At 59.2% G+C, this 18,631-nt stretch carries 18 protein-coding genes and 1 pseudogene; 16 read left to right on the forward strand and 3 right to left on the reverse strand.

The window, feature by feature from the left end; all coding sequences use genetic code 11:
• Positions 1 to 176 precede the first annotated feature (176 nt).
• Positions 177 to 1,715, reverse strand: a complete 1,539-nt coding sequence (locus tag CFB46_RS20665) for an IS3 family transposase (RefSeq protein ID WP_089501077.1) — start codon at positions 1,713 to 1,715, stop codon at positions 177 to 179.
• Positions 1,716 to 2,091: 376 nt separating this feature from the next.
• Here CFB46_RS20665 and CFB46_RS20670 point away from each other — a divergent pair, with 376 nt between their 5' ends.
• The 16 genes from CFB46_RS20670 to CFB46_RS20740 all read left to right on the forward strand — a co-directional run bounded on the left by CFB46_RS20670 (position 2,092) and on the right by CFB46_RS20740 (position 17,643).
• Entirely contained in the window at positions 2,092 to 2,739 is a 648-nt protein-coding gene (locus CFB46_RS20670; RefSeq protein ID WP_089501078.1) for a lytic transglycosylase domain-containing protein, read from the forward strand.
• 49 nt (positions 2,740 to 2,788) lie between these two features.
• The gene (locus CFB46_RS20675) at positions 2,789 to 3,118 is read left to right on the forward strand and encodes a TrbC/VirB2 family protein (protein ID WP_089501079.1); all 330 of its coding nucleotides are present in this window, start codon (positions 2,789 to 2,791) and stop codon (positions 3,116 to 3,118) included.
• A gap of 19 nt (positions 3,119 to 3,137) precedes the next feature.
• On the forward strand, positions 3,138 to 3,458 hold the full coding sequence (locus CFB46_RS20680; protein ID WP_089501080.1) for a type IV secretion system protein VirB3: 321 nt from the start codon (positions 3,138 to 3,140) through the stop codon (positions 3,456 to 3,458).
• Positions 3,459 to 3,465: 7 nt separating this feature from the next.
• Positions 3,466 to 5,940, forward strand: a complete 2,475-nt coding sequence (locus CFB46_RS20685; RefSeq protein ID WP_373558200.1) for a VirB4 family type IV secretion/conjugal transfer ATPase — start codon at positions 3,466 to 3,468, stop codon at positions 5,938 to 5,940.
• Positions 5,937 to 7,091, forward strand: coding sequence for a type IV secretion system protein (locus tag CFB46_RS20690; RefSeq protein ID WP_089501082.1), 1,155 nt, complete (start codon positions 5,937 to 5,939; stop codon positions 7,089 to 7,091). The genes CFB46_RS20685 and CFB46_RS20690 overlap by 4 nt, the downstream gene beginning before the upstream one ends.
• A gap of 15 nt (positions 7,092 to 7,106) precedes the next feature.
• Positions 7,107 to 7,814, forward strand: a complete 708-nt coding sequence (locus CFB46_RS20695) for a type IV secretion system protein (protein ID WP_089501083.1) — start codon at positions 7,107 to 7,109, stop codon at positions 7,812 to 7,814.
• Positions 7,815 to 7,825: 11 nt separating this feature from the next.
• The gene (locus tag CFB46_RS35975; RefSeq protein WP_158683389.1) at positions 7,826 to 7,999 is read left to right on the forward strand and encodes a hypothetical protein; all 174 of its coding nucleotides are present in this window, start codon (positions 7,826 to 7,828) and stop codon (positions 7,997 to 7,999) included.
• Positions 7,996 to 8,700, forward strand: a complete 705-nt coding sequence (locus tag CFB46_RS20700; RefSeq protein WP_089501084.1) for a virB8 family protein — start codon at positions 7,996 to 7,998, stop codon at positions 8,698 to 8,700. Before CFB46_RS35975 ends, CFB46_RS20700 begins: the two co-directional genes overlap by 4 nt.
• Positions 8,697 to 9,521 carry a TrbG/VirB9 family P-type conjugative transfer protein gene (locus tag CFB46_RS20705; RefSeq protein WP_089501085.1) on the forward strand — a complete coding sequence of 275 codons (825 nt, stop codon included), beginning with the start codon at positions 8,697 to 8,699 and terminating at the stop codon, positions 9,519 to 9,521. Before CFB46_RS20700 ends, CFB46_RS20705 begins: the two co-directional genes overlap by 4 nt.
• Positions 9,514 to 10,704 carry a type IV secretion system protein VirB10 gene (gene virB10, locus CFB46_RS20710; RefSeq protein WP_089501086.1) on the forward strand — a complete coding sequence of 397 codons (1,191 nt, stop codon included), beginning with the start codon at positions 9,514 to 9,516 and terminating at the stop codon, positions 10,702 to 10,704. Before CFB46_RS20705 ends, virB10 begins: the two co-directional genes overlap by 8 nt.
• Positions 10,701 to 11,870 carry a P-type DNA transfer ATPase VirB11 gene (gene virB11, locus CFB46_RS20715; RefSeq protein ID WP_179235091.1) on the forward strand — a complete coding sequence of 390 codons (1,170 nt, stop codon included), beginning with the start codon at positions 10,701 to 10,703 and terminating at the stop codon, positions 11,868 to 11,870. The genes virB10 and virB11 overlap by 4 nt, the downstream gene beginning before the upstream one ends.
• On the forward strand, positions 11,845 to 12,225 hold the full coding sequence (locus CFB46_RS20720) for a hypothetical protein (protein ID WP_089501087.1): 381 nt from the start codon (positions 11,845 to 11,847) through the stop codon (positions 12,223 to 12,225). The genes virB11 and CFB46_RS20720 overlap by 26 nt, the downstream gene beginning before the upstream one ends.
• Positions 12,225 to 13,970: a type IV secretory system conjugative DNA transfer family protein gene (locus CFB46_RS20725; RefSeq protein ID WP_089501088.1), complete on the forward strand. Its 1,746-nt coding sequence runs from the start codon at positions 12,225 to 12,227 to the stop codon at positions 13,968 to 13,970. The genes CFB46_RS20720 and CFB46_RS20725 overlap by 1 nt, the downstream gene beginning before the upstream one ends.
• Complete coding sequence (locus tag CFB46_RS20730) at positions 13,967 to 15,808, forward strand: PriCT-2 domain-containing protein (RefSeq protein ID WP_080681220.1); 1,842 nt, start codon at positions 13,967 to 13,969, stop codon at positions 15,806 to 15,808. Before CFB46_RS20725 ends, CFB46_RS20730 begins: the two co-directional genes overlap by 4 nt.
• A 253-nt stretch (positions 15,809 to 16,061) precedes the next feature.
• A complete protein-coding gene (locus CFB46_RS20735) occupies positions 16,062 to 16,586 on the forward strand; it encodes a hypothetical protein (protein ID WP_080681221.1) in 525 nt (174 codons plus the stop codon).
• Position 16,587: 1 nt separating this feature from the next.
• On the forward strand, positions 16,588 to 17,643 hold the full coding sequence (locus tag CFB46_RS20740) for a relaxase/mobilization nuclease domain-containing protein (RefSeq protein ID WP_080681222.1): 1,056 nt from the start codon (positions 16,588 to 16,590) through the stop codon (positions 17,641 to 17,643).
• Between the two features lie 58 nt (positions 17,644 to 17,701).
• On the opposite strand, the pseudogene CFB46_RS20745 reads toward CFB46_RS20740, so the two are convergent.
• Both CFB46_RS20745 and CFB46_RS36515 read right to left on the reverse strand, forming a co-directional pair.
• Positions 17,702 to 18,238, reverse strand: a pseudogene (locus CFB46_RS20745) (sodium/glutamate symporter); the annotation flags it as partial.
• Complete coding sequence (locus CFB46_RS36515) at positions 18,190 to 18,591, reverse strand: hypothetical protein (protein ID WP_227789657.1); 402 nt, start codon at positions 18,589 to 18,591, stop codon at positions 18,190 to 18,192. The gene CFB46_RS36515 and the pseudogene CFB46_RS20745, both read right to left, overlap by 49 nt.
• Positions 18,592 to 18,631 lie beyond the last annotated feature (40 nt).

Below are 18,631 nucleotides of genomic sequence, written 5' to 3' on the forward strand. Positions count from 1 at the left end.
ATGCTATTCAGAGTCCGGTTGAGGGTGCCGACGGCCGAGCGCCATCCACCTCACCACATGGTGATATAATATGGAATCCTACTTAATTTGACATAATTGTATCTAGCGAATTTTTGTTTTGTAGTGGCTAGATTGAAATGTCCGCTTTGGGGGTGCGGCTAGAATCTTGGACTGGTTTATGCCGCGAGTCCGAGGCTCTCCCGGTATTCGAGCGGGCTCAGTGAGCCAAGCGAGATCTTAATCCGCTGGGCGTTGTACCAGCGAATGTAAGAGTCGACCGCCTCGATGAACTGTTCGATGCTTGTAGCCTGCCAGCCCCGGGGATAGAACAGCTCCGTTTTCAGCCGGCCGAAGAACCCTTCGCATGCCGCATTATCGGGCGAGCAACCTTTGCGCGACATCGAGCGAATCAGCTTGCCATCGCGCATCCGCGAGAGCCACCCGGGCCAGCGATAGTGCGCACCGCGATCGGAGTGGACCATTGGCCGGTGTTTGCTGTCGGCCACTGTTTCGATCGCTGCATCGAGCATGGTATCCACAAGCTCGGCGTCCGGACGCGTGCCGATCGACCAACTGACAACGAGCCCATCGAAGCAGTCGATCACAGGCGATAGATACGCCTTGCCAGCTGGAATCTGGAATTCCGTAATGTCGGTGAGCCACTTTTTATTCGGCGCTGCCGCCCGGAAATCACGATTGATGAGGTTCTCTGGCGCGGGGCCTATTTCTCCTTGATAGGAGCCGTAGCGACGCCGGCGGGAACTGCCAGCGGCCAAGCCTTCTTGCCTCATCAAACGTCGCACGACTTTCTCCGATATGAAGACCTGCTGCTTACCGAGTGCCGCGCGTATCCGGCGATAGCCGTAGCAACGATAATTGTATTCGAAGATGTTTGTGATGACGCGACGCATGCCAGCATACTTGTCAGCGACAAGCAGTCGTGCGCGATGATAAAAGTAGGAACTGCGGGCAAGACCCAATACGGCAAGCAGCTCTGGCAGTGCATAGATTTGTCTCAGGGCATCAACCAGCGTCGTCTTCTCTCGATTGCTCAGGAGCCGCGGGTCGATGCCCAGGCCTTTTTTTAACAGTTCATTGGCCTTCTTCAGGATGTCGTGTTCGAGTTGCAGCTGCCGTATGTCGCGTCGAAGCGATTCCAGCTGCTGCTCCAGCTCTGTCCGCTCAGGGGCCGATGTTAGATTCTTATGGCGTTTCATAGATGCCGGAGCCTCACGACCGAGTAGCTTATTTTTCCAGTTGTATAGCGTCGGCCTGCTTACGCCTATCTTTTTCGCGATCACGCGTGCACCTTCGTCTCTGGTGCACAGCTCAATGACCGCTGCCTGCCTCAACTCTGGGGACGACGGCACATTCGGAGCATTGCTGACAAGACGTTTCCGAATATCGGGGCGCAGCTCGTGGACCCACGCGGCCAGCACTGCGCGACACGGATACCCCAGTGCTCTCGTGGTCGCGGCAAAATTGCAGCCATGACTCAAATAATGCTCGACCGCGATCTGCTTCTGTTCGGCGGAGTATCGTGGCCTGGAGCGGCGATAGCCCGCCGGCAAATCGCCGGCCTCAATGAACGCACGGTACCATCGTGCCAAGTTCTTCCGCGAAGGATATCCCAGCTCGCGAATAGTTGCCGCTGCGCTCCTACCGTACTTGATGTAGAGCCGAACCGCTCGAACCCGGTCTTCGTACGAATACATGAACTACCTCCAAGGTAGTCCAAGATTTTGTCCGCACCCCCTATGGCGGCAGAGTCGGCCAGTCTCTACTACTCTCGGCGCGGTTCATAGCGACGATCCGCTATTGTTAACTCGCTGAGCACAACGCCTCGATTCGACGGGAGAATCCGTCGACAAGACGGATTTGGGCTCTTGCCAGCTACTGCATAAATTCCCTCCTGTTCCCACCACTGTTCGCGTACCACTCAGGACCGAGGCGGTGTGCGACTCATAACACGAACAAGCTTCTGACTATGTGCCGCCGCGATCATGGCGGCTTCGGCGGTTGTGGTGAAACCGCGTTGAGTGACATGTCGAAATAGTGGAGAGATTTCGGCCGAACAATAGAGGGCGATCGATGATGGCACACGACTTTATGGCACTGGCTCAGCAATGTGCACCTGCCATAGCACCACCGACGCTAGCCGCTATTGTGCGCGTCGAATCTGGATTCAATCCGTACGCAATCGGCGTTGTCCACGGCCGTCTGGCAAGACAACCGCGGCGCCAGGACGAAGCGATTGCCACGGTCAACGCGCTTGAGGCAACCGGATGGAACTATAGTGCAGGCCTCGCGCAAATCAATCGAGCGAACTGGTCTCGCTATGGACTGACGGCATCAAACGTGTTCAATGTCTGCCAAAACTTGGCCGCTGGCGCGACGATTCTAAGCGAGTGCTTCGCACGTGCACGCGTTGTCTACTCGGACCCTCAGCAGGCACTGCGCGCAGCGTTGTCATGCTATGAAAGCGGTGACTTTATCACCGGCCTCCGAACGGGATACGTCCGACGTGTGGTGACAACTGCAAATGCTATCCAGGCCATCGTACCCGCTTCGACTTCAGAGGCAAAGCCGATTCCGGCGATCCCCGTGCGCCCCGTAGCTTCACAACGGGAGATTAGACCGCGGTTTTCGCCGGCATCTTCTGCGCTCCAGAACTCCGGAGACAGGACGATGCGCGGTCAGCGAGATGGCGAGTCCGCAACCGATGCTGTGATCTTCTGAACGAAAGAGGTGATAGAAGATGAGACGGGATAATATTAAGAAATTAGATATGATATTAAATAATAACCTATTAAATACGATTGATATATTCTGCAGAAAAATTTCTCTTGTGTATCTTCGAATTGTAATGGCCAGTGCACCTGTCATGACGACTGTGCCAGCAAGCGCTCAGCTCACTCAGGTCAGCACCTTGTTGATTACGATTCAGAATACATTGCTCGGCGTGGGTGGGGTGGTGTGTTCGATTTCGATCATCTGGGCAGGTTTCAAGATGATGTTTCAACACGCCCGGTTTGGTGATATTGCGCATGTCTTTATCGGCGGTCTATTCGTCGGATGTGCGACGGTGATCGCCGGCATGCTGATTCCGACAAGCTGACGTGTGCACGGAGTGATCAATGGACGCACTCACGGATCCCATCTTCAAAGGTTGCACCCGGCCTGCAATGCTATGGGGGGTGCCGCTCGTGCCGCTCTTGATTGTTCTCGGTGCCGTGCTGATTCCTGCCGTGTGGGTATTGATTGCCAGTCCACCTGCGGGCGTTGGGCTCGTGCTGCTGATCATTCCAGTATTCACGACAATGCGAATGATCACGCGCCAGGACGATCAGCGGCTCACCCAGCGTCTGTTGCGTATCAGGATGAAGTTGCATCAGCGCAATTGTCCGTTCTGGGACGCTCACGCCTATGGGCCTATCCGTTTCAAGCGCAGAGGCTGATATGAATATGCGATCAACGCTTGCTGCAGTCGCGCAACGCGAAGTGATGCTTGCCGACTTTATTCCGTTTTCCTCGCACGTCACAGACCGGGTTATTCGTACGTGCGAGGGTGACTACGTGCAAATCTGGAAAATTCCCGGCATCGCGTTCGAAGCGGTCGATCCGGCCGAGATCCTTACACGCCACATCGGATTCAATCAGCTCGTACGTAACCTTCCTGGCGGCCATATCGCGCTTTGGACACATCGGCTACGGCGGCGCACCGTAGATCGCTTCCAGACATCGTACTCCAACCGGTTCTGTCAGGAGTTGGCTGAGCGCTATTACGCGAGCTTTTCCGGATACCGAATGATGGTCAACGAGCTGTATCTGAGCGTGGTGTATCGACCACATCGCACGACACTGGGACGGGCATTTAGCCGTGCGGCCCGTCGTACGTTTGACGATATTCGTCGCGACCAGCAGGACGCGTTGCGAGCCATGGAAGATATCGCCTTGCAGATCGAATCGGGTTTAAAACCCTGGGCGCCTATCGCATTGGGTGTGGTTGAGCGTCCCGATCCATTAACGGAGCAGTCGCGCTGTTACTCGACCGCGCTCGAGATGCTGGGCTATCTCGTCAATGCAACGTGGGAAGTGGTGCCGGTGCCGGCCGGTCCAATCTACGAAGCGCTGCCGACCTCTCGGCTGCTGTTTCAGCGGGAGAAGCTCGAAATCCGTATGCCTGCGAAAACCCGATACGCGGCCATGCTCGATCTGAAGGATTATCCGGAGCAAACCGAACCAGGAATGCTCAACGGATTGCTGTATGCAGAATTCGAGTATATCGAAACGCAAAGCTTTACCGTTCTCGACCGTCCAAGTGCCAAGGAGACGCTCGAGCGTCAGCGTAATCAACTTGTCGCCGGCGACGATGTGGCCGTCTCCCAAATTGAAGCGATGGATCATGCATTAAACGATCTTGTGAACGGTGACTTTGTGCTAGGCGAGTATCACTACACGTTGGCTGTAATGGGCGACTCGTTAAGCGACGTGGTCCGCCATGTCGCCCAAGCACGGACGTCCCTGGCCGACGCCGGGTTCCAAAGCGCGCTCATCGACCTTGTGGCCGACGCCGCATGGTTCGCGCAGTGGCCGGGCAATTGGCGATATCGGCCGCGGGATGCGAAGCTCACTTCGCGCAATTTCTGCGCAATGGCCAGCCTGCACAATTTCGCAACCGGAAAGCGCAATGGCAATCCGTGGGGCGAGGCCATCACAATCGTGAAGACGCCCAGTGGCCAACCGCTCTATCTGAACTTTCACGCGACGCCTGAGAAGACCGACGCCATCGACGAGAAGGCTTTAGCCAATACGCAGATCATCGGTCGTGCAGGCGCAGGTAAAACGGTGCTCGAACTATTCTTGCTCGCCATGGCGACAAAGTATGGCGTGACCGCCGTGCTCTACGACAAGGATCGCGGTGCCGAGATCGGCATTCGTGCAATGGGCGGTAAATATACGGTCTTTCGTCGGGGAGAGCCGACCGGTGTGAATCCGTTCCAGCTTGAACCGGACGAGGCCACACGCAATTTTTGGGAACGCCTCGTATGCAAGCTCATCGATAGCGGCTCTCTGCTGTCAGCTAAGGAGGAGCTCGACATTTCCCGCGCCGTCCAGCAGGTCGCGCGCATGGAGCGTTCGTTGCGCCGATTGTCGATGGTCCGACAACTTTTACCGAACGTCGGCGAAAACAGTTTGCATGCACGGCTTGCTAAATGGTGTGCCGGTGGACGTCTCGGTTGGTTGCTCGACAATCCGATGGACCGGATTGATTTCCACAGCCATAGTCTCCTCGGATTTGACGATACGGAGCTTCTTGACGATCCCGAAGCGTCCACACCCCTTACGATGGTGTTGCTCCATCTGACCGAGCGCTTGATGGACGGCCGGCGCTTCATCTACGTGATGACGGAGTTCTGGAAGCGGCTACGCGATCCGGTTTTTAGAGAATTTGCAAACGACAAGCAAAAGACGATTCGGAAACAAAATGGTCTCGGTATATTCGACACGCAGTCGCCAGCGGATGTACTCAATAGTCCTATTGCCCGCGCACTTGTCGAGCAAACAGCCACATTTTTCTTTCTGCCGAACCCTACGGCTGACTATGACGACTACGTGCATGGGTTCAAGCTGTCCGAAGCCGAATTCAACATCGTGCGGCGCATGGGCGAACACAGCCGGCTATTTCTGGTTAAGCAAGGCCATCGTTCGGCTGTCGGGCGGCTGGACTTAACCGGTTTGGGTGACGTGCTCGACGTACTGTCCGGCACGACGGATAACGTTGCATTGCTCGATGAGATTCGTGCCGATGTGGGTGAGCTACCGGAAGCATGGCTGCCGCACTTTCATGATGCAGTGGCCGCGCGCCGAGCACGATCAAGTGCGCTTGGAAGAGATCATGTGAACACCGCAGTAAGCCGTGAGCGAGGTGTGCGATGAACGGGCTTTTCAGCGCGGTGGGCGGCACGCTCGAAAATGGTATGCAAACGTATGTGACCGACGCGTCGTCGGCGCTTTCCTCCCTGCTTGTACCTGTGGCGACAACCGGGGTGACAATCTGGATTCTCGCTTTTGGCATGGCCGTGGTTCGCGGCGAGGCTCATGAACCGGTTCCCGCATTCGCCTGGCGCGGTGTGAAAGTCGCAACCACACTCGCATTTGCGCTAGGCACGGGCCTTTATCAGGCGCAGGTTGTCACCGCCGTGAGCGGGGCCATCAGCGGGGTCGCGCAGGCGATTCAGGCGGCGGCGGTCAATGCTGGCGCCGGAAACGCGGGGTGCGCGGCGCTCGTGCAAGCGAGCGCATCAGATGCGAGTGCCGCCGGCATCTATCGCACGCTTGATTGCTATGACCGACAGCTTAACCTCGTGGTGGATGCCTATTTCGATAAGGCCGCCCATGAAGGGCTAAGCGTGAGCGGCATTGTCGCGGGCATCGGTGACCTGGCCTGCGGTCTGGTGGCCGCGTTCGGCGGGGCGATTTTCCTGATGGTGCTGGCCGTCGAAGTTCTCATGGCGCGCATGCTGCTTGATCTCGTGCTCGCGCTCGGACCTGCATTCATCGCGTGCGCTGCATTTAGCCCGACTACGCGCTTTTTTGACGCTTGGACGGCCAAGGTGGTGAATTATGCGCTGCTTCAGGTATTGGTTGCAGCGTTCCTGGGACTCGCGCTTGCCGCATTCTCCACCAATCTCGCACCGTTTCATGTGACGACGGCTTCGCCCGAGACTTCTGCTGATGCGCTTGCGGCAGCCGCGCGCGAGACACTGGAGGCGAGCGCGCCATGGGCGGCAGCATTTGGCATGTTCGTAACGTCCGTACTACTGGCCATGATCGGCTGGCAGCTGCCGGCGGTCGCCTCCGGGCTTGCCGGAGGCGCGACCCTTTCCGGTTTTGGTGCCTTCGTCGCGGGATACGCGTCCCGGCAGATGAGCGGCACACTCGTCTCCGTACTGCGTGCGTTGCCCCGAAGCGCGTCGTCGGGTGCCCGGACAAGCAACGCCGGCGCACTTGCGCGCACAAGCGGGGCCGCGCGAGCTCCCGCGTATCAGCGCGCCGCACGTGCTCATCTCGATCAAACCGAGGATTGACGAGGGGTTCAAACCATGAAACGTCACTCATTAACGACCCACATTCTGATTGCTGCGACTGCAGTCGCCGGTGCGATTGCCATGCCCGCAAGAGCGGAGATTTATTCCGTCTATGACGAACGGAACGTGGCTCAGGCCATTGCGATGGTCGGGCAGTTAAAGCAGCAAGTGCAGCAGGAAATCGCACTGTATCGCTCGATGAGCGGTGCGCGCGGGTTCGGCGCGTTGCTTGACCGACCGGGACTAGCCAATGCGCTGCCTGCTGATTGGCAAAACATTTATACAGCGATTCGGCAGGGTGGATATGCGGGCCTTACCGGTCCTGCGAAGGCATTGCGTGCACAAAACAAGCTCTATGACTGCGAGGACCAGCGCGGCATCGATCAACAGGTTTGCCAGCGCGCGCTGAACAAGCCGTTTCAAGACCAGGCGCTAGGCCTGCAGGCCTATCAGACCGAGCTGGCCGAGCTTGACCGGATCGAGCGCCTGATGCGGCAGATCGATGCGACCCAGGACCCGAAAGGCATTGCAGAGCTGCAGGCGCGAATTCAATCTGAGAGCGCCGCAGTCGGCAACGAGATGACGAAGCTGCAGCTTTTCAAGACGCTGTCAGATACCGAGGACCGCTTAATCGCGCAGCAGCAATCCGAACTGATTCTCAAGCGCGCTGGCAACACTCGCCGCCTTCAGGACGAGATGGTGCCCGCGACATTCGGACGCTAAGGAGGACGATCATGAAGCCGATTTGGTCGTCGATGATGCTGAGCATGCTGATCATAGCGCTGTCAGGCTGTGGCGGTGTGCCAGCCAAGCCGGAGCTGCCCGATGGTTCTCATCGGGTGCCGGTCAATCAGCAGACGCCCATCCCGCCCGGTAAAGTTGCGCCATCGGTTGGGGACTGCCCATGAAAGGCGGGGACGACTACCGACGCGCGCTCGACTTTGAGACGTCGCTCACGCATCTGCAGGCGCGCTCCGAACGCCGAGCATGGCAGGTGGCGGGTGCAGCCGTTGCCGTCGCAATGGGCTCCGTGGCCGCGCTTGCCGTGATGGCACCGTTTTACCGTGTGGTGCCGTTACCGATTGAGGTGGACAAGGTCACTGGTGAAGCGCAGCTCATCGATGTGCTTGACGCAAAGCACATTCCACTGCGCGAGATACAAGACAGGCATTGGGTCGCGGTCTATGTCCGCTCGCGAGAGCGCTATGACTGGGGATTGCTGCAGATGGATTACGACCGCGTCCTCGAAATGAGCGACGAGTCGGTCGCCCGCGCATATCGCCAAATCTATAGCGGACCTGACGCGTTAGATAAACGCCTTGGCGCGTCGGTACAGTACCGTGTTCGAGTTGTGTCCACCACTCTGGTGCCTGACGAGCCCGGCCGGGCAGTCGTGCATATCGAACGCACGACTCTCAAGAATGGTATCGACAGCGGCGAGCCCGCACAACGTTTCGTGATTACGCTGGCTTTTACGTATCGTCCGGCCACGCTGATGCGCGAGCGTACGGCAATCGAAAACCCCTTTGGTTTCGAGGTTACCGCGTACAGTCGGGACGCAGAAGATATATCACCTGCTCAGCCTGCGGTTGCAGGGGGGACGCGATGAACGTGCTCGTATCTGCAACAGTTTTGCTAGCAAGCGTGGCGACGCAATCCGTCGACGCTCATATCGTACCTGAATGGACTCGTGATGCGCGGGTGCGCCAAGTGCGCTTCATGCCAGATGATGTGGTGCGCGTAATCGCACAGCGCGGCTTCGCCACGCATATCGAGCTGGATCCGGGCGAACATATTCTTGTGGTCGCGCCGGGTGACCGTGACGGATGGCACGTCGTCGCCAACCGGGGCGATCACGACGTTTATCTGAAACCAAAGCTTGCGGCGCACGACACGAATCTCGTCATTCGGACCGATCGACGCAGTTACAGTTTCGATCTTGTCGTGCTGCCGCTGAAAGCCCGCTTCGGTAATGCGCGCGAAATGTACCGGGTAAGTTTTGTGTATCCCGACGCCAACGCAGCGAACGCTCGTATTGCGGCGCGCATGACGTGTCTGCAACAACGCCTTTCCCAACCTTCCATCGTGCGCAACACCGCGTACTCGATGCAGGTTATGCCGCATGCCGAAGACATTGCACCGTCTGCGGCATGGGATGACGGTCGCTTCACATATATCCGAATTCCGAACAATCGCCGGATACCCGCTGTTTTTCGTGTTGAAGACGACGATAGCGAGCGCGTTGTGGACAAGCATATGGACCACGATGTGATCGTTGTCCACGAGCTTGCTCGGCGCCTCGTGTTGCGTCTAGGCGACGAGACGGTCGGACTGTGGAACGACGCATTTGACGTTGACGGCGTAGCGCCCCGGCACGGTGTAACGGTCGATGGCGTGCGCCGTACCTTGCGGAGCAACGAGCATGATTGACGAGACTTCGCGCCACGGTACATCTCCTCACGACAATCGCGAGCCGAACCAGACCGACTTGTCAGGACCCGATTCGCTTACCGTCCTGGATCGTGGTTTACCTAGTCTAGATGGACAGGGCCGTCGCTCGATAGCCGGCTGGCTTATCCCACTCGTGATTATCATGCTCGCGCTCGCTGGCGCCGTCTGGACGGTTCATGTCGTGCTTAGCCGCCATGATGCTGCCGAGCGTGCTCGGCGTAATACGGTTCGTGCTCAGGATACGCACGACAAGGTATTCGAGATCGATCCGGCGCTGGCGGAAATTGCGGGGGCTGCAAGCGCGGTGCCTGCGCCATCGACGGCTGTGTCAGCATCACGCGCGGCCGTGGTCGTTGATCGTATCGGACCGGCACACAGCTATTACGACGCACCGTTGCTCGTCGTTGCCGCTCGTGAGAGTGAGCCTGGCGACATGAAGGAAGCAGCTTCCGTTGCAGCAGGGGCGGCCCAGGCACACGTGAGCGGACAGACCGGTGGCGCGGATCAGGGAACGTTCTCGAGCCTGGCGCAGGCGCTGGTTCCGACCCGCACGCCAAAGGTGAACGCCGCGTTTATCGGCAACCGCAGCTTGCTGCTCAGTCAGGGCACCAAGATCGACTGTGCGGGCGACACCGCATTCGATTCGACGCAGGCCGGCATTTCGACCTGCACGGTCACTCGCAATATTTATTCTGACGACGGGCGTGTTGTACTCATCGAGCGCGGATCGCAAATCAATTGCGAATATCGTGCCAATCTCGCGCCCGGGCAAAAGCGCGTATTCGTTCTGTCGGCCAGAATCGTCACACCGCATGGCGTGATCGTACAAATCGACTCACCCGTGGCCGATGCGCTAGGTCGTATGGGCGTGGCCGGTGCACTCGACAATCACTGGGGCGAGCGTGTGGGCGCGGCGATGCTGCTCGGACTGAGCCAGGATGCAATTGGCTATCTGGCCACGCGCGGGGGCAATGCCAACGGCACAATCGTTTATCAGAGCACGCAGGCCCAAGGCAACGACATGGCTACGCGCGTGCTCGATCAGACCATCAATATTGCGCCAACGCTCAAACAGAATCAGGGCGCGGAATTCACGATTGTTCTCGCGCGTGATCTTGATTTCAGTTCCGTCTACACCCTTGAACCGGAGGGCGTGCGATGAACGCTTATGCGCATACGCCATCGGCGGCGCCCGCTCCTCTAGCCGATGCACTATCCGTGTTGCCCGACGACGCGTCGGTGAGGGAGTTGATGCGTCCGTTTGCACCATTGCTCGAAGATGCAGAAGTCACCGAGCTCGTCATCAATCGCCCACAGCACGTACTAACTGAAACTCGTCTAGGCTGGCAAGCGCATGAGCGCTTGGAGCTCGACTTCGAGCGACTGATGGCGTTTTCCGTCGCGATTGCGACCCTGACGAATCAGGGCATTTCAGCCGAACGTCCATTGCTCTCAGCACTGCTGCCGGGCAACGCGCGCATTCAGATTGCTGTGCCACCGGCGGTTCCCCCCGGCTCGGTTTCGATAACGATTAGGCGACCGTCGGCCGAGGGGAAGACGCTCGAGCGCTATCGCGACGAGGGGCTTTTTGAGACGACGCAGTGGCACTGTCCGGGCGGCCTCGATACGGCGACATCGGCTTTGCATGCAGAAGAGCGGTTGCTCATCGAACGGCTGGATGCACGCGAGTTTGCCGCCTTCTTTGAGCACGCCGTGCAGGCGCGCAGGAACATCGTCGTTGTCGGTAACACAGGATCTGGCAAAACGAGCTTTATGCGCAGTTTATGTCGATACTTGCCCTCGAACGAACGCATTGTGACGATCGAAGACGTGCGCGAACTATTCATCGGGCATCTGGATAACTGCGTGCACCTTCTGTACAGCAAGGGTGATCAGGGCCGCGCCCGCATCACGCCCGCAGACCTGATTGCCAGCGCCATGCGCATGCGCCCCGATCGGGTACTGCTTGCTGAGCTGCGCGGCTCGGAAGCGTACGATTTTTTGAAGCTGCTGACGACCGGACACGCGGGGTCGATGACGAGCTTTCATGCCTCCAGTGCGCGCGTTGCCATCGAACGCTTCGCGTTGATGGCCAAAGAGCACCCGGAAGCCGCGGCGTGGGATGTCGCATCGCTTAAGCACTTGTTATTTCTCACGATCGACGTCGTTGCGCACATGCAGGCGCAGGCGGTGCTCGACTCGCACGGCGCTCAGATCGGCAAACGCTGGGCGATGACTGAAGTGTGGTTCGATCCGCTGCGCAGAATCGGGCAGGTGGATAATCAGAGTGGAGTGAATCGTGATGCGACAGCGACGTCCAATCTCTGACTGGCATTCGTTCTCGTGGCGCGCGACGATTGTCACGCTCTGCGTGGTCATCGGGATGTTGGCTGCGCTTGGTGTTGCAGTGTGGTTAGCTACCTGCACGCTATACGTGAGCTTGCACCTCAATCCGCTTCGCGCGCATTGGTCGGCATGGGTCGATGCACTTCTGGCGTGGTCCGATGGCGGCCTGCCGAATATGGGTAGGCGTTTGGCCGGTGCAGGTTTCATCGGACTGGCCATTGCCTTTGGCGGTTCTGCGCTTGCCGTCTACGCATGGGTTGAGCGGGCAGCGCGCCGGGCGCTTTACGGCGACGCGCGTTTTGCCACCGATGCGGATATTCGCAAGGCGGGATTGTGATGAGGCAGGGCTTGCTCACGGCACCACCACACCCAGCGCTTGTCATCGGCCGCTGGCGTAGTCGCTATCTGCGCTTTACGGGGCAGCAGTTCGTGTTGCTTGCTGCACCCGCGCGTTCGGGAAAGGGTGTTAGCGTCGTCGTGCCGAACCTGCTGAGCTATCCCGATTCTGTCGTGGTGCTCGACATTAAACAGGAGAATTTTCAGCTAACTGCCGGCTTTCGGCACGCACACGGGCACAGGGTATATCTCTTTAACCCCTTTGCGGAGGATGGCCGAACGCATCGGTATAACCCGCTATCCGTAATCGGCGACGGGGTGTTTCGTGTGGGCGACATCCTGGCCATTAGCCATGTGCTGTACCCGGCGGGTGGACACGACGAATTCTGGAAAGACCAGGCCCGTAATCTGTTCCTCGCGCTCGTACTGTTGCTGTGCGAATGGCGCGATGCTCGCCACGCGGAGGTGGCCGATGCGCCGGACTATCCGGTGACAATCGGTGAGGTACTACGCCAGTCCTCGGGAAACGGGATGCCGCTTAAGGTCTATTTGCAACGGGTGTTGGCGCGAGATCGACAGTGTTTGAGCCGAGCCTGTGTTGACGCGCTGAATCGCTTTCTCTCCAACGACGACAAGGTGCTGGCCAGCATCCTGGCGACATTTAATGCGCCACTCACTATCTGGGCCAATCCGATCGTCGATGCGGCAACGAGTGCGAGCGACTTCGATTTGAGAGATGTGAGAAAGCGCCGAATGTCCGTGTATCTCGGTGTAACGCCAGACCATCTGAGTGAAGCAGCGCTGCTGATGAATCTGGTCTTTTCGCAGCTCGTGAATCTGAATACCAAGGAGCTGCCGCAGAACAATCCCGATCTGAAATACCAGTGTCTGTTGTTGCTCGATGAGATGACATCAATCGGGAAAATTCAGATCCTCGCGCGAGCTGTGGCCTACATGGCCGGCTACGATCTGCGCTTGCTCTCGATTGTGCAATCTGTTTCCCAGCTCGAATCGGTCTACGGCCGTGCCGACGCGAGAAGCATCGTGACGAATCATGCGATGCAGATCCTGTTTGCGCCGCGCGAGCAGGCAGATGCCAACGCGTACTCGGAGATGCTGGGCACGCGTACGACACATTCGCGCACAACGAGCCGCTCAGGGGGCATCTTCGCGGGCCGAGGTGGCACAAGTGAGAGCTTCTCCGAACAGCGCCGGCCGTTGATGTTGCCGCAGGAACTCAAAGAACTCGGTCGTGACAAGGAGATCATCCTTCTTGAAAATACCCGGTCGATTCTGGCCGATCGGATTTGCTACTGGCGTGATCCGGTCTTCACGTCACGTCTGATGGACGCGCCCACGGTGCCGGCACTAGATATCGCTGGATTTACTGCTCAAATCGAGCACCGGGTAGTGGACTTAGCAGACGACGAAGTCAACGCCCATACCTCGAGTCTTGCACACGTTTTACCTGATTATCTGGAAGGTGCTCAGGCATGGGATCCGCAGGACTTGTCGCAACCGCCGGACGATATCAGTTGCGAGGACGCTCATGCATACGTGGAACAGCAATTTGCGTTGTTTGGCGCGCCAGCCGATGACACAGCGCGCGCCCGAGACCATTTGTCGGATAACAAAGCCGGTACGGCCGGGGCTGCACCGGCCACAGGACACTCGTGTCAAAGTGCGCGCCGTACCCGGACATCTGCCCGTACCAGCGAGGTGTCTGCGGGTGGAGCGAACTCATGAACGGCCCCTTCGTGAGCGAGGCAGAGCGGGTGCGCGCCGCTTTGTCCACGATCCCGGCCGACGACTATACGACCTGGGTCGACATGGCGTTTGCGGTGAAGCAAGGGTTTGGCGACGCGGGCTTCGATCTGTGGGACGCGTGGAGCCAAACGGCATCCAATTACGATGCGCGAGCCGCACGTGTGACGTGGCGTTCGGCGAGTCAAAATGGGGGGAAGACGCTCGCGTCGCTGTTTTGGCTAGCTAGTCGGCATGGGTTCGACCTTGCCGACTCGCGTGTGCTTGGCAATCGTACGAGTTCCACCGCGACTCGTTCCGCCCCCATGGTCGACGGCGGGGCCGAACGCACGCGAAAAAGCCAGGCAAGGCGAGCTGCCGTCGCGCGTGAAGCGCGAGCGATCTGGCGATGGGCGCGCCCGCTCGCGCCCGACCATCCCTATCTGACGCGCAAGCAGATCCAGTCAGTGCCCGGGCTACGCGAGCTCGAAGCGGAGGAGTTGCACGTGTTGCTCGGCTACGTGCCCAAATGCACCGACGAGCCACTTTGTGGTCGCGTGTTGATCGTGCCGGTCAGCATCGGGGACCGAATCTCGACGCTCGAACTGATTGATCGTGATGGACGTAAATCCGCACTGGCGGGTGGCGCAAAAGCTGGGGGCTGCTGGGAAGTCGTACCGATGCGAAGTCATGGCGAGGTACGCCTGCCGATTGCGATCGCCGAAGGCGTAGCGACGGCTGTGTCGGCATGGCAAGCAACCGGATGGTACACGCTTGCCGCCTTATCGAGCGGCAATCTGCTCAAAGTGGCGCTTGCCTGGCGCGCGCGATATCCGCAAGCCGAACTCGTTGTTCTTGCTGACCTCGGTGCGGGCTACGCGCATGCCGTGCATGCGGCGCGCGATGCTCGGGCGAGATTGGTGGCTCCCCAGTTCACGCGAGGATCGCGTATCGACAATCAGGTACCGACGGACTTCAACGATATGGCAGTGCTCAGCGGAATCGGTGCTCTTGGTGAACTTTTGCGAAGCGCTACTCGTGGCAGCCCCATACCTGCGCCGCTTGACGCAGGTATGGGCGGCAACATGGTGGCGAACAGCATGTCATTTAACCTAGCAGGAGGTCAGGATATGGCGCGCGCGAGGGCAGACAAGGGCGAAGGTGCGCCCGAGGCGGGACAACGCACCATGCCGAACGGTTCAAGTGACGAGGAAACACCGGTGCGAACGCCAGACAATGGGCACACGGCAAGACCTTCTGCTGCGTGGATCGGCCTGCAGGGTGAATCTATTGCGGGCGAGAGCACGATCGAGCCATCACGTCGGCCGCCCGGGGCGTTGCTTTATGGGCTCGACGTGGTGCCGGCGGAAGCCAAGGCGTTGGCCCAGCATCGGTTTGGTGTCACGTTAAGGATGGCGACACCACGAGAACACGGCGGCCCCTATCGAGGAGAGGTGTTCAATACCGAGCATTATCTCGTTCAAGAGGTCGCGCCGCGAAGCGTGGTATTTCACGCCAAGGCGCAGATGACATTTGTCTCGGATCGGTTGCGATGGATGAACGAAAATCATCGCTTAAACGGCGCGGATGTACAGATTGGCTACGACGGCGAACGAGCGAAAGTCTATCCGTGGGACCGCGCGCGCGATCAGCTCGAGCGTGCGGTGGCGTCGCTAAAAAAATCGGCGCGGGAAATGGGACTGGGCGAAGACATGGACGCGAAGCTCGACGCATTGCAGACTGCATCATGGGAGCGTGTAAAAGCAGCGCGTGCGACTGCGCTCGTACAAGCGAAGACGCGCACGCAAGGTCGGGGCGACACCGATGACCCACCGCGGTAGTCGATAGCGTGATACGCAATATTTGGATTGTCACCACATAGATCACCCTTACAGACCGGACGATAGGCGAGGTTCGTCATGGATGAACGTGAATGGTTGTCACTACACGAGACTGGCACTGATCCCGTCACGAACGTGATCGAGCCGGATTTATCACTGGAGATTAAGCCCGATCGACACAGTGCGACCGGCAGACCTCTGTTCGGTCGAGCATGCGTTTGCGTTGCCTGCGGTATCTGAAAGGTCGACGAACATGGGATCGCGAACTCGAGCACGCGTTGCCGTCGAACTGGGCACGCTCAAGCCCATCTGGGCGGCCTGGTGTGCGCAGCGTGGCGTGCTACCGGGCGAAGGGTTGCGCCGGCTCGTGGCCGAGGCGGTGGGAATTACCGTCGAGCCGCCGGACATAGCGCGGTTGCTCGAACCTATGAGCGAGCGCGAAGTGCGAATCGGAGTAGGGCTCGCGCGTGCCGAACTGGAATGCGTCAAAGGACAGGCCTATCTGAACGGCTTTACGCCGAATCGATGGATTGCCGCGTTGGTTCGGGCACACCTGACAAATCAACCACAGTTCGGAAACCGTGAATTAATGCTGCTCGCGGAGTCGAATCGGCAACTCGCCGCAATTCGTACGCGACTGAACGAACTGGCAAGGCACACAGATGCTAGCGAGCGCATGGAAGGATTCGATTGGGAGCAGCTTCGCGGCAAGATCGACGCGCACTTGCGCACAGTGGTGAAACATCTACAAAGCAATCTGGACCGATGGAGTTGCTGATATGCCGTTTCCTAAAGCCTATGTCGATTCGCTTCTGGTCAATTGGGGAGATCGATTGTTCCCTGAGCCACTGCGGCACTCACGCGCCCTGTATTTGTCGCACGGAGCGCTACCATCCGACGCACGGCGCTTGCGTGAGCGGTTAGCCTTGATGCTTCGGCGCGCACCCGAAGTGATGGTAAAGATTACAAATCGGGCTTCGGGCGCTCAGGGCATGGGTGCGGTACGTCGCCACTTGCAATATATTTCTCGCCACGGTCGTGTCGGATTGGAGGATCAGGACGCACGCATCATTGCCGGGGATGCCGCATTGCAGGATCTGTGCGAGGAATGGAAATGGGGTGGCGTGGGACTACCGGAACAAAGCCGACATCGTGAAACGTTCAATGTGATGCTGTCGATGCCGCCCGGTACGAGCCGCGAGGCGGTAGGCAATGCGGCCCGAGCGTTTGCGCGGGAGATTTTTGGAGATGGACGACCGTATGTGTTTGCCCAGCATGATGATGAAGCACATCCTCATGTGCATCTTTGCGTTCAGGTGCGCGGTCCTGACGGGCGGCGTCTGAATCCGCGTAGGCAGGATCTACGGCATTGGCGAGACGAGTTCGCTCGACAGTTGCGCGAACAGGGCGTCGAGGCTAACGCGACGCCGAGACTGGTGCGCGGCCAGACGCAGCGCTTGCCGAAACAGGCTGTTGTTCGGATGGCCTCTCGCGGCGTTGCTCCGCGTTTTTACCAGCCCGTGATTAGCGAGAGGGCACAAAGCTCGTTGTGGCGCGCGCATATCGAATCATTGAGCGTGTGGCGCGAGCTTGCGCACGCATTGGCCAACTCTATCGAGCCTGAAGACCGTGCCATGGCGATGGGTGTTGTGGACTTTGTGCGGCGCATGCCGGTGCGGCGACTGGATCCCGAAGCGCTGCTGCGGGATAGCGCTGCCGCGCAGTCGCGGCGTGCCCAATCGCCCGAACGGCCGCGCAGTTCGTATGACCTAGAACGACGGCGTCGTCGGGGCGCTGAGTACCACGAGTTCGATCCGCCATTGGAAAGGGATTGATCGCGATCGTACGTGGGCCGGACATACCAGCGAGCCGACGAATTCCGGCGCGCGGCCTTCATCCGTAAATCGGCAACGCCAGAAACAGCTTGATGACGATCGCGTTTGCGATGTCGATGAAGAACGCGCTGACCATCGGCACGATCAGGAACGCCATGTGCGACGGGCCGAAACGCGCGGTCACGGCCTGCATGTTCGCGATCGCCGTGGGCGTTGCGCCGAGGCCGAAGCCGCAATGGCCGGAGGCGAGCACCGCCGCGTCGTAGTTGCGGCCCATCAACCGATATGTGACGAACACCGAGTACGCGACCATCAGCACGGTTTGCGCGACGAGCAGCACGAGGATCGGCAGCGCGAGCGAGGCGAGTTCCCACAGGCGCAGCGTCATCAGCGCCATCGCGAGGAACAGCGCGAGGCTCACATTGCCGAGCAGCGACACCGCATGCTCGGACGGCCGCCAGCCGAACAGCGACAGCCCGTTGCTAAGCACCACGCCGACGAACAGCACGCACACGAACGTCGGCAGTTCGAACGCGGTGCCGCGGATCAGCGATTCGATCGCAGTGCCGCCCGACAGCGCGATCGCGAATAGCGCGCATAGGGCGTTGCCGCCACGAGCAACGGCGGCGGCGCGTCGGGCGCCGCGCCGTTGGCGGATCGCCAGCCGTTGTCGGGCTGCCAGCGTGCGAGCCCGGTGAGTTGCGGCATGCGCTCGCGCAGGCTGTCGAGCATGTGCGGCGGCACGGCGGTCAACGGCGTCGCGCCGAGCGTGGCGAGGATCGCCTCCTGCTGGGCCGCTTTCTGGCCGAGCACGCGGATCGCGATGCTGGTGTCCTGGAAAAAGCGGTCGTGTATGTCGGACATGGCGCGCGACAGGACGAATGCGGTGCCCGAGAGGCTCAACACGAGCCAGCTTGATAGCGCCACGAGGCGAGCGGAGATCTTCATGGGGGAACGGCGGCGTGCGCGGGGACGAAGCGATGCGACG

Origin of the sequence: Burkholderia sp. HI2761 (assembly GCF_002223355.1) — a bacterium.
Taxonomy (GTDB): domain Bacteria; phylum Pseudomonadota; class Gammaproteobacteria; order Burkholderiales; family Burkholderiaceae; genus Burkholderia.

What these genes read in the sequence shown, in the direction of transcription:
- CFB46_RS20680 (WP_089501080.1), top strand. Translation starts at nt 3,138, where the DNA reads ATGGACGCACTCACGGATCCCATCTTCAAAGGTTGCACCCGGCCTGCA.
- CFB46_RS20675 (WP_089501079.1), top strand. Translation starts at nt 2,789, where the DNA reads ATGATATTAAATAATAACCTATTAAATACGATTGATATATTCTGCAGA.
- virB10 (WP_089501086.1), top strand. Translation starts at nt 9,514, where the DNA reads ATGATTGACGAGACTTCGCGCCACGGTACATCTCCTCACGACAATCGC.
- CFB46_RS20735 (WP_080681221.1), top strand. Translation starts at nt 16,062, where the DNA reads ATGGGATCGCGAACTCGAGCACGCGTTGCCGTCGAACTGGGCACGCTC.
- CFB46_RS20725 (WP_089501088.1), top strand. Translation starts at nt 12,225, where the DNA reads ATGAGGCAGGGCTTGCTCACGGCACCACCACACCCAGCGCTTGTCATC.
- virB11 (WP_179235091.1), top strand. Translation starts at nt 10,701, where the DNA reads ATGAACGCTTATGCGCATACGCCATCGGCGGCGCCCGCTCCTCTAGCC.
- CFB46_RS36515 (WP_227789657.1), bottom strand. Translation starts at nt 18,591, where the DNA reads ATGAAGATCTCCGCTCGCCTCGTGGCGCTATCAAGCTGGCTCGTGTTG.
- CFB46_RS20720 (WP_089501087.1), top strand. Translation starts at nt 11,845, where the DNA reads ATGCGACAGCGACGTCCAATCTCTGACTGGCATTCGTTCTCGTGGCGC.
- CFB46_RS20705 (WP_089501085.1), top strand. Translation starts at nt 8,697, where the DNA reads ATGAACGTGCTCGTATCTGCAACAGTTTTGCTAGCAAGCGTGGCGACG.
- CFB46_RS20740 (WP_080681222.1), top strand. Translation starts at nt 16,588, where the DNA reads ATGCCGTTTCCTAAAGCCTATGTCGATTCGCTTCTGGTCAATTGGGGA.
- CFB46_RS20665 (WP_089501077.1), bottom strand. Translation starts at nt 1,715, where the DNA reads ATGTATTCGTACGAAGACCGGGTTCGAGCGGTTCGGCTCTACATCAAG.
- CFB46_RS20685 (WP_373558200.1), top strand. Translation starts at nt 3,466, where the DNA reads ATGCGATCAACGCTTGCTGCAGTCGCGCAACGCGAAGTGATGCTTGCC.
- CFB46_RS20700 (WP_089501084.1), top strand. Translation starts at nt 7,996, where the DNA reads ATGAAAGGCGGGGACGACTACCGACGCGCGCTCGACTTTGAGACGTCG.
- CFB46_RS20695 (WP_089501083.1), top strand. Translation starts at nt 7,107, where the DNA reads ATGAAACGTCACTCATTAACGACCCACATTCTGATTGCTGCGACTGCA.
- CFB46_RS20670 (WP_089501078.1), top strand. Translation starts at nt 2,092, where the DNA reads ATGATGGCACACGACTTTATGGCACTGGCTCAGCAATGTGCACCTGCC.
- CFB46_RS35975 (WP_158683389.1), top strand. Translation starts at nt 7,826, where the DNA reads ATGAAGCCGATTTGGTCGTCGATGATGCTGAGCATGCTGATCATAGCG.
- CFB46_RS20690 (WP_089501082.1), top strand. Translation starts at nt 5,937, where the DNA reads ATGAACGGGCTTTTCAGCGCGGTGGGCGGCACGCTCGAAAATGGTATG.
- CFB46_RS20730 (WP_080681220.1), top strand. Translation starts at nt 13,967, where the DNA reads ATGAACGGCCCCTTCGTGAGCGAGGCAGAGCGGGTGCGCGCCGCTTTG.